Annotated in this window: 9 protein-coding genes; 6 read left to right on the top strand and 3 right to left on the bottom strand. The window is 66.4% G+C overall.

The window, feature by feature from the left end; all coding sequences use genetic code 11:
• Window positions 1–43 precede the first annotated feature (43 nt).
• From NE609_RS10870 to NE609_RS10860, 3 genes are read right to left on the bottom strand one after another with little or no spacing between them, the layout of a single operon-like run.
• Window positions 44–373 (bottom strand): cupin domain-containing protein, encoded by a 330-nt coding sequence (locus NE609_RS10870; protein WP_256152496.1) that lies wholly within the window; start codon window positions 371–373, stop codon window positions 44–46.
• Between the two features lie 14 nt (window positions 374–387).
• Window positions 388–2,094 carry a hydantoinase B/oxoprolinase family protein gene (locus tag NE609_RS10865; protein ID WP_256152495.1) on the bottom strand — a complete coding sequence of 569 codons (1,707 nt, stop codon included), beginning with the start codon at window positions 2,092–2,094 and terminating at the stop codon, window positions 388–390.
• Window positions 2,095–2,099: 5 nt separating this feature from the next.
• On the bottom strand, window positions 2,100–4,148 hold the full coding sequence (locus tag NE609_RS10860) for a hydantoinase/oxoprolinase family protein (protein ID WP_256152494.1): 2,049 nt from the start codon (window positions 4,146–4,148) through the stop codon (window positions 2,100–2,102).
• Between the two features lie 563 nt (window positions 4,149–4,711).
• Between NE609_RS10860 and NE609_RS10855 the strand changes: the two genes are divergently transcribed.
• The 6 genes from NE609_RS10855 to NE609_RS10830 all read left to right on the top strand — a co-directional run bounded on the left by NE609_RS10855 (window position 4,712) and on the right by NE609_RS10830 (window position 13,375).
• Window positions 4,712–6,040, top strand: a complete 1,329-nt coding sequence (locus NE609_RS10855; RefSeq protein ID WP_147437553.1) for a hypothetical protein — start codon at window positions 4,712–4,714, stop codon at window positions 6,038–6,040.
• Between the two features lie 11 nt (window positions 6,041–6,051).
• Window positions 6,052–6,870, top strand: a complete 819-nt coding sequence (locus NE609_RS10850) for a YdcF family protein (protein WP_256152493.1) — start codon at window positions 6,052–6,054, stop codon at window positions 6,868–6,870.
• Window positions 6,871–7,088: 218 nt separating this feature from the next.
• Window positions 7,089–8,687, top strand: coding sequence for a GntR family transcriptional regulator (locus NE609_RS10845; RefSeq protein WP_256152492.1), 1,599 nt, complete (start codon window positions 7,089–7,091; stop codon window positions 8,685–8,687).
• A gap of 64 nt (window positions 8,688–8,751) precedes the next feature.
• On the top strand, window positions 8,752–9,780 hold the full coding sequence (locus NE609_RS10840; protein WP_121587213.1) for a BMP family ABC transporter substrate-binding protein: 1,029 nt from the start codon (window positions 8,752–8,754) through the stop codon (window positions 9,778–9,780).
• A 60-nt stretch (window positions 9,781–9,840) separates the two neighbouring features.
• On the top strand, window positions 9,841–11,394 hold the full coding sequence (locus tag NE609_RS10835; protein ID WP_121587212.1) for an ABC transporter ATP-binding protein: 1,554 nt from the start codon (window positions 9,841–9,843) through the stop codon (window positions 11,392–11,394).
• Entirely contained in the window at window positions 11,366–13,375 is a 2,010-nt protein-coding gene (locus NE609_RS10830) for a hypothetical protein (protein WP_256152491.1), read from the top strand. Before NE609_RS10835 ends, NE609_RS10830 begins: the two co-directional genes overlap by 29 nt.
• Window positions 13,376–13,392: the final 17 nt, after the last annotated feature.

Genomic DNA, 13,392 nt, shown 5'->3' with positions numbered 1-13,392 from the left:
CCCCCCCCCCCCCCCCCCCCCCCCCCCCCCCCCCCGCCTCTTTTTATTTCTCGACGAGCATCCAGACGAGCGCCGCCTCCGCGGCGCCGTCGTTGAAGCTGCTGTGCGTCTCCCCGGCGGGGATGAAGGTCGCCATGCCCGCCGACGCGGTGTGCACCACGCCGCCGGCCTCGCACTTGACCGTCCCCGAGAGGATGAAGGAGTATTCGTCGCCCGTGTGGGCGGCGGGGGGCACCGCCGTTCCGGGCGGGAAGACGGCGTACCCCATCGTCACCCCCGCGCCCGCCGGGATTTCACCGCCCAGCAGGTCGGTCATGGCCACGCCGTCGGCGCGCACCACCGGGGGGATCGCGTTTTTGTCGCGTACCAGCATCCTTGCGCCTCCTTTTATCGGCAGAGCCCGTCGACCGCGAAGGTCCGCGGATCGACGAGCACGCCGTAGTCCTCCCTGGCCTGTTCCACGGTGATGTAGCCGTTCTTCACGTCCCACGCCACCTTTTCCGGGTCGCGCTTCATCGGGTCGCCGTAGCCGCCGCCCGTGCAGGTGACCATGTAGGCCACGTCGTTTTTGCCCAGCACCGTGCGCGCCACGATGCCGAACGGCCCCTCCACCGAGCCGTCCGCCCGGTGGAACTCGAAGTAGTTGTAGGAGCCGTCGCCGCCGCCCGCCGCGCCCCACGCGGGGTACTTGTTGCGGCCGAAGGAGGCGGTGAAGAGCTGCCCGTCGGTCAGGGCGCGGTAGGCGCGCACCGCGCCGCTGCCGCCACGGTATTCGCCCGCGCCGGTGCCGTCGGTGTGCAGGGAGTATTCGTCGATCATGATGCCGTAACGGTTTTCCGCCATCTCGACTGGGACGTTGTAGGTCTCGCCGTCGCCCACGCAGAACTGGCCGACCTCGCCGTCCTTGCCGCGGCTCGCGCCCCAGCCGCCGCCCGTCGGCTCGACGATGAGGAAGGGCTCGCCCGTCTTGTGGTGGAGGCCCGCCAGCACGACCGAGCAGACGGAGAGCATGTGCCCCGCGCCGAGGAACTCGGGGAAGATGGGGGCGAGGGCCTTCCAGACCACGTCGGAGGAATAGATCATGCTTTCAAAGTAGCAGGAGGTGGGGGCGGGGCTGTGGCAGCGCAGGACGGAGCCGTCCTCCGCGATGACCCGCATGGGGCGGAAGACGCCGTCGTTGACGGCCAAACTCGGGTTGAGGATGGACATATAGACCACCTTGACCCCCGCGCAGAGGGAACTGTAGCCGGTGTTGATGGGGCTGGCCACCTGCGGGCTGCTGCCGGTGAAGTCGGCGAGGAACTCGTCGTCGGTGATCGTGATCTTCACCTTGATTTTGACGGGGTTGCCGTGCCCGTCGTCGTCCATGAACTCCTCCATCTCCCAGACGCCGTTGGGCATCTCGGCCAGACGCTTGCGGGCGACGATCTCGCCCTGGTCGAGCAGCCGCTTCATCGAGCCCCGGACCACCTCGACGCCGTATTTGGAGCAGAGCTCGCCGATGCGGCGGTAGCCGGTGCGCAGCGAGGCGATCTGGCCCCACATGTCGCCCTCCGAGGCGGCGGGGAAGCGGACGTTCGATTTGATCATGTCGGCGAGCTGGGCGCAGAGCTCCCCGCCGTCGACCAGCTTGACGCCCGAAAAGCGCAGGCCCTCCTGGAAGACCTCGGTGGAGTCGGTCGTAAAGGAGCCGGAGGCCATGCCGCCGATGTCCGACCAGTGGGCCTTGTTGCCCACGAAGGCGACGATCTCGCCGTCGTAGAAGACGGGCATGACCATGCCGATGTCGGACAGGTGGGTGCCGCCGCCCATGTAGGGGTCGTTGATGAGGTAGACGTCGCCCGGCTTCATCTGCTCCTTGCCGAATTTCCGGACGATCTCCTGGATCATCGGAGCGATCAGCCCGATGAAGGCGCAGGCGCCGTTGCCCTGGGTGAGCAGGCTGCCGTCCGCGTCGGCGATGCCGCTCGCGTAGTCGAGCGTCTCGTAGATGATGGGGCTCATCGAGGTGCGCGCGAACGCGTAGAACACCTCGTTGCTGACCGCGATCAGCGAATCCTTGACGATATCCAGCGTCACGGGATCGATCTTCATTGCCATCACTCCCGCACCTCCGTTTCAATGATCAGGTTGCCGTAGCCGTCCACCGTGAGGGACTGCCCGGGGCAGACGACGGTCGAGGCGGTGACCTCCTCGACGATCGCCGGGCCGGAGACCGCCGCGCCCGCGCCGAGCTTCTCCCGGTCGTAGATGGGGGTGTCCTGCCAGCCCTCGTCGGTGAAGTAGACGGGGCGGGTCTCCTTTACCGCGCCGGACACCGGGCCCCGCTGCGGGTCGATCCGGTGCAGCTCGGGCTTCTGGAGCCTGCCGTAGGCCACGAGGTGCAGGTTCACGATCTCGGTGGGGGTGTCGGGCAGGCGGTAGGTGTAGAAATGCTCATGCGTCTCGTGGAAGCGGGCCACGATCTCCGCCTTAACCTCGTCGGTCCAGGGGACGGGGGGCACGTGCACCTTGACGGTGTGCTCCTGCCCCATGTAGCGCATGTCCGCGATGAAGCTGTAGACGATCTGCCCGTCGGGGACCCCCTCCTGGGAGAACTGGGCCCGGGCCTGGGAGACCAGGCCGTCCCACATGGCGTTGAGCTCGGAGAGCGCGACCTCGTTCATGCGGCAGATCTTCGTCTGGATGTAGTCGTGGCGCAGGTCGGTCATGAGCATCCCCCACGCGGAAAAGACCGACGCCGCCACCGGCACGATCACCTTGCGCACGTTGAGCTCCCGCGCGAGGTAGGCGCAGTGCATCGGGCCGCCGCCGCCGAAGGCGACCATCGCGAAGTCGCGCGGGTCGTAGCCCCGGCGCACCGAGATGAGCTTGAGGGCGTTGAACATGTTGGAGTCGGCCACGCGGATGATGCTCATCGCGGCCTCCTCGGCGGTCATGCCGAAGGCGTCGCCCACCTTCTCCCGGACGGCGCGGCGCACGCGCTCGAGGTCGACCTCGTTGTCGAAGTTCTTGGCGGACAGCCGCCCGGTGAGCAGGCAGGCGTCGGTCGTGGTGGGTTCGGTTCCGCCCTTGCCGTAGGCCACGGGGCCGGGCAGCGCGCCCGCCGACTGCGGCCCCACCTTGAGGGAGCCGGCCTCGTCGATCCAGGCGATCGAGCCGCCGCCGTTGCCGATCTCGACGATGTCCACGACTGGGGCCATGATCGGGTAGCCCGCGTAGCTGTCGGTGCGCTCGATGCGGTATTCGGTCGTGACCTTCACCTCGCCGTCGTCGATCAGCGAGCATTTGGCGGTGGTGCCGCCCACGTCAAAGGCGATGATGTTCTTTTCCCCCACCGCCTGCCCGAGGATCGCCGCGCCGAACACGCCCGCGACCGGCCCCGACTCCACCATGTTGATGGGGGTGCGGCGGGCCTGCGCGAAGGTGGTGGTGCCGCCGTTGGACTGCATGATGTACCGTTCCCCGGTGCAGCCGATCTCGTCGAGGCGGCTTTCCAGATGGTTCAGGTAGGAGGCCGCCACCGGCATGACGTAGGAGTTGAGCGCCACGGTGGAGGTGCGCTCATATTCGCGCCATTCCTTGGTGACCTCGATGGAGGAGGTGACGAACACCTCCGGCCAGAGCTTCTTGACCAGCGCGACCGTCTGGCGCTCGTGCGCGTCGTTGGCGTAGGAATTGATGTAGCAGACGGCGACCGCCTCGACTCCCTCGGCCTTGAAGAAGGCGACCGCCTCCTCGACGTCCCGCTCGCACAGGGGCGTCAGCACGCTGCCGTCGAAGGCGACCCGTTCGGCCACCTCCCGGCGCAGGTAGCGCGGGATGAAGGGGCGGGGCTTGGCAAACACGAGGTTGAAGAGGTCGGGCCGGTTGCAGCGCGCGATCTCGAGCACATCGCGGAACCCCTTCGTCGTCAGCAGGGCGGTCTTCGCGCCCTTGCGCTCGGTGAGCGCGTTGATGATCGTCGTGGTGCCGTGGATGAACGCCTCGACGCCCCTGGGGTCGACGCCGCTCTTTTCGATGACGTGGATGACCCCCTCCTCGAAGTTGGGGGGCGTGGTATGGCTCTTGGCCAGGTAGACCTCGCCGCCCTTCCCGACGGCGACCAGGTCGGTAAAGGTCCCGCCGATGTCTGTTGCTACTCGCATGTGACCACCCTTCCATATGCGGCGGAGCGCCGCAGTTATGGTTCCATTATACGATATTTGTCCGCGCGGGGGAAGGGCTATTTGACGCTTTACCGCATAAAATTCACCGCGTTTTTTGGCGCGGAGGGGGAGACGGGGACGGAAAACGGCGCCCCTTCGGAGCGCCCGCGCGCCAGGCGCGTGCGCGCGGCCGCGCCGCGCGGTTTTCCGCCCCCCGCGCTGCGCCCCGCCCCACGGTCAACATCCGGAGGTGAGGGCGCGCGCCCCGCCTGAACCGCCCCCGCGCCGCGCCCGACAGACAATACCCGGAGGTGAGGGCGTGCGCCCCGCCTGAACCGCCCCCGCGCCGCGCCCCGCCTGAACCAAAGTTTTTTTGGGGATCTCGGGGGGGATTTTTTCAAAAATCCCCCCCCGAGCCCTGCCTGAACCAAGGCTTTTTTGGGGCCCCGGGGGACTTTTTTCAAAAAGTCCCCCGGGATTTGCGTTTTTCTGCAACTTTTGCATTCTTTCGCGGGACGGGTGAAGGGATGTGAAAAAGGATGACAAACGGGGCAAAATTTGATATGATACAGGGAGAACTTAACGGGCGGCGGGTGATCCTGCTGCCCGGTCATGAGGTGATACGGATGCCCTCCGCCGGATTCAAAACGCCCGCGCCCGCCGATTACACGGGCGCGCTTTCCGAGCTGCTGCCGCAGCTCATCGAAAAATACGGCCGCGCGGCGGTCGCGGAACAGATGAACACCTGCAGCGACCGGCTCGCGCGGGTGCAGGCGTGCAACGAGCGGCTGACCGATCCGTCCGCGGCCGCGGACGACCAGACCGAGGCGCTGCAGGAGGTCGTGGCCGCGACGAGCGACTATTACGCCTTCCTCGCGGGGCTGGCGGAGGACATGCGGCGCTTTTTGATCCTCATGGGCGGGGTCACGGGCGACGAGATCGACGGGCTGCTGTCGATCGAGCCGGAGGTGGGGGAGGAGATCTCCCTGCTCGCGTCGGTCGCGCCCGCCATCCAGGCGATCCGGCCGAAAAACTACGTCATGCCGATCGACCCGATCACCAACAAGCTCGCCCAGCTCCGGGAATTCAACGAGATCACCGTCGCGCGCCGCCGCAACCTGACGATCCAGACGGCGGTGACGATCGACTGCCCCGAGCACATGAAGATCGACGGCAACTTCCAGCTCACCAACTACGACAAATCGATCATCAACGGGGTGGTCTCGATCCTCGAGAGCGGCAATTCGAGCTTTACGGTGCCGATGCTCTACCACGCGATGACCGGCAAGGAGAACCCCACCGTCGACGACGGGCTGATGGAGGAGATCAAGGCCAAGCTGGACACCATGCGGCGGCTGTCGATCAACATCGACCTGACCGAGGAGATCAAGGCGCATATGATCGACCGGCGGATGGAGGGCGCGGGGGAGGTGGACTCCTTCACGATCGAGGGCTACCTGCTGCCGCTCAACAAGTATATCGGCGTGGTCAACGGCAAGCGCAGCGAGATGTACCAGATCATCGACACCCCGCCGCTGCACAGCTACGCCAAGATGAAAAACCAGATCACGACGGTGTCGATCGATCTGCTCAAGGCGCCCTTAAACAACAACGCCACCACCATCCCGCTCAAGACCTATCTCTTAAGCCGGATCGAGGGGATGAAGAACCAGCACAACAAGCTCACCCGCGACAAGATCCTCTTTGAATCGATCTACCGGGAGCTGGGCGACCTCGATTCGGACAAGAAGCGCAAAAAGCGCATCCGCGACTACACCGAGATCGTCCTGACCCATTTCATCTCGATGAAGTACATCACCCGTTACGAGATGGTCAAGGAGGGCCGCACGATCACCGGGGTGCGCATCTTCTGGAACGAAAAATCCGCCTAAAGGAGACCTCTATGAAACGAATCTTCCGCGCCGCATGCGCGTTTGCCGGGCTGCTGGCGCTCGCCTTCGGGGGAGCGCCGGTCCTCTTCGGCGTCCTCAACGCCGGCTGCCTGGCGTTGCTCGGCTTCGGGGCGCTGCTCTTTGCCCTCGCCGTCCTGTGGGACGCCTTCCGCCTGGACGCCGGCAACCAGATCGTCCGCAGCTTCCACACGATGTGGGACCGCCGGCCCCCGGCCGCCCGTCCCGCCGCATGGTGGCGGCGGCTGCGCGCCGCCGCGGCCCTCCTGCTCGCGGCGGGCTTCCTGATCGGCGCGGCCGTGTCCGTCCCGATGGCGCGGCAGGCCTATTTCACCTCGCCGGGGGAGGAGCCCCGCACCGCGCTCGTGCTCGGCTGCCAGGTGGAGCGGGAGGGCCCCTCCCTCATGCTCGCGCGCAGGCTCGAGGCGGCGCGCCGCTACCTCGAGGCGCACCCCGACGCGCCGGTCGTGGTGTCGGGCGGCTATGAGGAGCGCGCCGGGACCTCGGAGGCGGCGGTCATGGCCGCATGGCTCATCGAGCGGGGGATCGACCCCGCGCGCATCCGCCTCGAGGACCGTTCCCACTCGACCGAGGAGAACCTCGCCTTCTCGGCGGAGATCATCGGGCGGGAGGGGCTGCCCCGCGCGCTTGCGGTGGCGACCGACGGGTTCCACCAGTACCGCGCCGCCATCTACGCCCGGAAGAACGGGCTGACCGCGGCGGCGCTGCCGGCGGGCACCCCGTGGGGGCTGTTCCCCTCCTATTGGGTGCGGGACATCTTCGGGAACCTCAAGGCGCTGATCCTCGACTGAAATACCGGCCAAGGCCGTCGCAGCTTCGCTGCGGCGGCCTTTTTGCGTGCCCGGGAGGTTTGGCGGCGGGGCGCGGTTTGTGTCGAATGTACAATTTGAACAACTATTTTTATCAGTTGCACTGAAATTCTGTCCTCATGGTTGACTTATCATTTAGGACGGCTCTATAATGATTTCATAATGATAAGCCATTGATGACGGAACGGGAGGTTGACGGGATGCAGCAGGGAAAAGGACAATCCGCTTACATGAAGATCTTCCTGGAAATTGCGGACGACATCGCCAACGGCATCTATAAGGTGGGAGACGTCATCCCCACCCAGCTCGAGCTCGCGAGCGCCTACCAGGTGAGCCGGGTCACCGTGCGGGAGGCGATCAAGGAGCTGACCCGCCGCGGGGTCGTCGCGACCCAGAAGGGGAAGGGCACCGTCGTGATCGGCAACCTCTTCCGCGCGGTGGACTACCAGCGGGTGGAGGGCTTTTCCAAGGTCGACGCGCCCGAGGAGGGGCCCCAGCCCCGCCCCGAGTCCCGCCTCGTCGAAAACCGCCTCGTCCCCGCCACGGAGGCCGTCTCCCGGCACCTCAAGGTGCCGCCGGGCACGATGCTGCGCAAGATCGAGCGCGTCCGCAGCCTCAACGGCATGATCCATTCGATCGAATGCGCCTACCTGCTCAACAGCGAGGTGTCCGGCGTGGACTTTGAGCACGCGGACATGGAGAAGGGCTCCCTCTACGAGCTGCTGCGCCGCGAGGCCGGGATCGTCTTCGACTATATCACCGAGCAGTTCAAGGCGATCCTCTGCCCCGAGCGCGAGGCGGAGCTGCTGGGGGTGAAACGGGACGAGCCGGTCCTCTACATCCGCCGGGTCACCTGCGCGGGGGACCGCGGCCCCATCGAATACGTCGACATCCACAGCCGCAGCGACCTCTTCTACGCGACCATCCACTCGCAGCGGCTTCCCGCGCGGGCGGTGCACACCGCCCCACGGATAAATGATAAGCCATTGTCCTGCCTCGTCGGCGCCGTGCTCGGGGGGCTGGCGGATGCGCCGGGCGCCCCGCTCGCGGAGGGGGCCGACCCCGCCGGGGCGTGGAAGCGGTATTACGGCGCGCTCGGGGAGGACCCCGCCGCCTTCGAACGCGCTTCCGGCGTGCTCCGGACCGCCTGCTACGCCGCGCGCCGCTTTTCCGGGCGCGCGCCGGGGGAGGCGTACCTCCAGCGGGAGGCGGAATACGGCGAGGCGGCGATGCCCTTCGTGGTCTATTCCGCGCTGGCCGGGCTTTCCGCCGGGGTGCGCGCCGACCTTTCCGAGCTGGCGCGGAGCCTCCCGGACAACTGGCGGGGGACGCCGCTGATGCCCGCCGGCTGCGCGATCGCGGCGGCCTGCGCCCGCGCCGCGTCGGGCGCGGGGACGGCCGAGGCCCTGCACGCGGGCCTGGAGGCCGCGCGCCTCGCGGAATCCGGCGCGCCGGAGGCCCCCTCGGTGGCCGCGCGGATCGAATACGCGCTTTCCGCCGCCGGACGGCTGCCCGACCCCGGCCAGCTCGAACGGGAGCTTGCCGGGCTGATCGGGAACGGCCCGTCCGCCGCCGAGGCGGTCCCCTTCGCCTTCGGGCTGGCGGCCTGCGGCGACCTGCCGGGGCTGCTCCGCCGGACCGTGTTCGCAAAGCGTCCCTCCGCGTCCGCCCCGGCGGCGGGCTGCCTGGCCGGGCTCTTCGGCGGGCTGGCGCTCTTTCCGGAGGGCTGCCTCGCGGACCTCGACGCCCTGAGCGGCTGCCCGCTCGAACAGCTCGCGGAGGAAGCGGCCGCGCGTTGACCGTCGGTTTTCCGCCCCAACGGGCGGAAGAGATAGAAACCATCTGATTATGGGAGGAAACATGATGAAAAAGATCTGGAAGTCCACATTCGCCCTGTTGATGGCCCTCACGCTCCTTGTGAGCCTCGCGGCGTGCGGCGGAAGCCCGGCCGCCGCCCCGTCGGGAGACGCGGCCCCGCAGGCGGCGGCGCCGGCGGACGACGGCAAAAAGCCGCTGACCTGCCTGATCACCGAGGTGCCCAAGGGCGCGCCCTTCACCGACCTGACCTGGCTCGGCTTTGAAAAGCTCGAGGCCGAGGAAGGCATGGACATCAAGATGGTCGAGGCGATGGACAAGGCGGAGTACCCCGAGCAGATCCGCGCGATGGCGCAGCTCGGCGCGAACCCGATCTACGCGATGTTCGACACGGTCAACGAGGTCGTGCTCGATGTGGCGGACGAGTTCCCCGACACCAAGTTCTACCTGATCGACTGCGAGATGGAAAACAGCGAGCCCAACTGCGCCAACCTCATCGTGGACCCGTATGAGGCCTCCTTCATCGCGGGCTTCGTCGCGGCGAAGACCACCGAGACGGGCAAGCTCGGCTGGATCGGCCACACCGACCACCCGACCATCACCCGGTTCCGCGACGGCTACACCGCCGGCGCCAGGTACGCCAACCCCGACATCGTCGTGGAGTCCGCCTTCACCGGCGACCCGAGCGATCCCGTCAAGGGCCAGGAGACCGCCAAGATCATCATCGACCGCGGCGTGGACGTGATCTTCCAGTCGGCCAACCAGTCGGGCATGGGCGTCATCAAGGCGTGCGGCGAGGCCGGCATCAAGTGCATCGGCGTCGACGAGTGGCAGGGCGACGTGGACCCCTGCGTCTTCTGGAGCGCGCTCAAGGACATCGACGGCGCGATCTACAAGACCGGCAAGGACTTCCTCGCCGGCAACTTCACGGCGGGCCGCGTGGAATTCGGCATCAAGACCGACTCCCGCGTCTACGACCAGCGCGACTTCGACAAGCTCCCCGCGGAGCTCCAGACCGAGGTCTCCCAGCTCGTGGAGGACATCAAGACGGGCAAGGTGGACGTTTTCTCCAAATAGTCTGAATGAGGCGCTCGCCGGGAGGGGAAACCCTCCCGGCTGCTGACCGGAGGTGGAACAGTGAAATCGGAGCAGCCAGTCGTATTGGAGCTGCGGGGCATCTGCAAGAATTTCGGCGCCCTCGCCGCGAATAAGAACATCGACCTCAAGGTGCGGCGCGGGACGGTCCACGCGATCATCGGGGAGAACGGCGCCGGCAAAAGCACCCTGATGAACATCATCTCCGACATCTACCAGGCGGACGCCGGCGACATCCTTCTCAACGGCGAGAAGGTTGTTTTCAAGGGCCCGATGGACGCCTGCGCCCACGGCATCGGCATGGTCTACCAGGAGTTCATGCTCTTTCCCGACCTGACGGTGCTCGACAACATCATGATGGGCTTTGAAAAGCGCCGGGGCGGCATCTTCATCGACCGCAGAAAGACCCGCGCGGCCATCGAGGAGATCTGCCGCACCTACCATTTCAACATCCCGCTCGACGAGAAGGTCAAGGGCCTCGCGGTCGCGGTGCTCCAGCAGGTGGAGATCGTCAAGGTCCTCTATAAGGGCGCGGACATCATCATCCTCGACGAGCCGACCTCCGTTTTGACCCCGCAGGGGATCGAGGGGCTCTTCGACGCGATCCGCTTTCTCGTGGGGACCGGCAAGACGGTCCTCTTCATCACCCATAAGCTTAAGGAGGTCATGGAGATCTCCGACTACATCACCGTCCTCAAAAACGGGGAGGTCACCGGCAACGTCCGCCCCGACGAGGTGGACGAGGCCGCGCTCGCCAGCCTGATGGTCGGCCGGGAGGTCATCCTCACCGCCCAGAAGGTGGAAAAGCAGGTGGCGGCCCCCGTGCTCGAGGTGAAGGGCCTGCACGTCCGGGACAACGACGGCAACGAGCGCGTCAAGGGGGTCGACCTCGCGGTGCGTGCCGGGGAGATCGTCGGTGTGGCGGGCGTGGCCGGCTCGGGACAGAAGGAGCTGGTCGAGGCGCTCTTCGGCCTGCGCGAGGCGCAGGAGGGGCGGGTGCTCTTCGAGGGCGCGGACATCACATCGAAAAGCTGCCGCGAGCGCCGCTGCCTCGGCGTGGGCTACGTGCCGCAGGACCGCCTGGGCGAGGGCGCGAACGTGGAGGGCAGCATCTGGCAGAACGCCATCATGGGCTACCACATCGCCCACGGCTTCAAGCGCAAGCTCCTGCTCGACCGCAGGGAGATCGACGCCTTTTCCGGGCAGGTGGTCAAGCAGTTCGCCGTCAAGACCCCGACGCTGGAGACGAGGGTGCGCACCCTCTCGGGCGGCAACATCCAGAAGCTGATCGTCGGGCGGGAATTCTTACAGAAAAACAAGCTGCTGATCGTCGAGGACCCCACCCGCGGGATCGACATCGGCGCCATCGAGTTCATCTGGAAAAAGATCATCGAGCTGGCGTCCGAGGGGGTCGGCATCCTGCTCGTGAGCCACGAGCTCAACGAGGTCATGGAGCTTTCCGACCGGATCGTCGTCATGTACGACGGCAAGCTCTTCGACGGCGGAAACGCGGGCGAACTGACCGAGCAGGAGATCGGCCTGCTCATGGCGGGAGGAGGGACTGCGGATGAAAGCGGCCGCAAGCGCGGCGCTTAGGGCGTTCGCGGACAAAAAATCGGAGATCGTCAAATACCTGCTCGCCTTCGCGGCGGTCATGCTGATCGGCGCGGGGCTCATCTCCTTCCAGGGGGAGGACCCGGTCCGGGCGCTGTCGGCCATCTGGTCGGGCGCGCTGGGCGGGCGCATCGAAATCGGGAATACCATCCGCTGGATCATCCCCTGCGTCATGACGGGGATGGCCGCGGTCGTCGCCTTCAAGTCGGGCGTCAACAACCTCGGCATTGAGGGGCAGATCTATTTCGGCGGCTTCGCCGCCGCCATGGCGGGCTTTCTGGTCCAGCTCCCGCCGGTCGTCCACGTGCTCTTCTGCCTGCTGGTGGGGGGGCTCTGCGGGCTGCTCTACGCGCTCATCCCGGCGGTGCTCAAGCTCTTCTTCCGCATCGACGAGATGATCACCACCCTGATGCTCAACTACATCGCCATCCTGCTGACCGAGTATTTCACCGTGCTGGTGATTGGCGCCTCGTCGAGCACCGCCTCCAACGCCTTACAGACCCCGCCCGTCTACGAGACGGCCAAGCTGCCGGTGCTCATCAAGGGTACCTACGCCAACGCGGGCATCTTCGTGGCGGTCGCGGTGGTGATCGTGGTGGCGTTCATCTACCGCTACACGATCAAGGGGTACGAGCTGCGGCAGGTGGGCGAAAACCTGCGCTTTTCCAAGGTGGGCGGCGTCAACGTCGTGCGCACCTTCCTGTCGATCTTTCTCATTTCCGGGTTCGTCGCGGGGCTGTGCGGCGGCGTGGAGGTGCTCGGCTCGCACGGGCGGTTCGTCTCCCGCTTCAGCAACAACCTCGGCTGGGACGGCATCATGATCTCGATGATCGCGAAGAACAGCCCCTTCGGCGTGCTCTTCGTCTCGATCCTCTGGGGCGTCTTAAAGGCGGGCGCGCTGCACATGGAGCGCGTCACCAACACCAACCGCCTGACGGTCGTGCTGATTCAGGCGCTCTTCGTCCTCTTCCGTCACGATCGACTACAAGAAGATCTACGCCTTTTTCCGCGGGCGCTTCGGGCGCCGCGCCGTACAGAAGGGGGGCGCCGTCTGATGCTTCAGGTCATGTTCAGCACCGTGACGCTCGCCGCCATGTTCCGGCTGGCCACCCCCCTCATCCTCGCTGCGGTGGGCGGCTCCTTCGGGGACCGCGCGGGGGTCTTCAACATCGCGCTCGAGAGCTTCATGCTCAGCGCCGCCTTCTTCGCGACGCTCGGCAGCTACCTCACCCGCAGCCCCTACGTGGGGGCGCTCGCCGGGATCCTGACGGGGCTCGTCTTCTCGGCGGTGTTCGGGTTCTTCGTCTTCCACCTCGGCTCCAACGGACTTGTCGTGAGCATCGCGCTCAATAGCGGCGCGTGGGGCTTTACAACGCTGCTGCTGACGACCGTCTTCGGCACGCGCGGGGCGTTCATCGACAACAACATCCAGAGCTTCCCCGCGCTGGACATCCCCTTCCTGCGGCTGCCCTACCTCGACGCGGTCCTCAACCACCAGAACGTGCTCGTCTATTTCGCGCTCGTCTTTGTGGCGGCGGCGGCCGTCGTCATGTACAAGACCCCCTTCGGCCTGCGGGTGCGCGGGGTCGGCATCAACGAGAAGGCGTCCCAGACCGCGGGCGTGAACGTGCTCGGCTACCGCTGGATCGCCACCCTCATCACGGGGGTGTTCGTGGGGCTGGCGGGGGCGTTCCTGCCGCTGTGCGGCGTATCGATGTTCGCGGAGAACATGTCGGCCGGGCGGGGCTTCCTCGCGGTGGCGGCGATCATGGTGGGCAAGGGCAACCCCGTGAAGGTCGCGCTCTCCTGCCTGCTCTTCGCCTACGCGGACGCGCTGACCATCGGGTTCCAGAACATGGGCGTGCCCTCCCAGATCGTCATGACGCTGCCCTACGCGGCGACGATTCTGGTGCTCTTCGTGGCGAACATCAAAAAAGCAAAACATGCGGATATCGACGCGTAGGCGCCGGTATCGGACGG

The organism is Anaerotruncus sp. DFI.9.16, assembly GCF_024461615.1.
GTDB lineage: Bacteria > Bacillota > Clostridia > Oscillospirales > Ruminococcaceae > Anaerotruncus > Anaerotruncus massiliensis.
The sequence above is the reverse complement of the archived record's forward strand: the minus strand, read 5'-3'. Positions and strand labels throughout refer to the sequence as shown.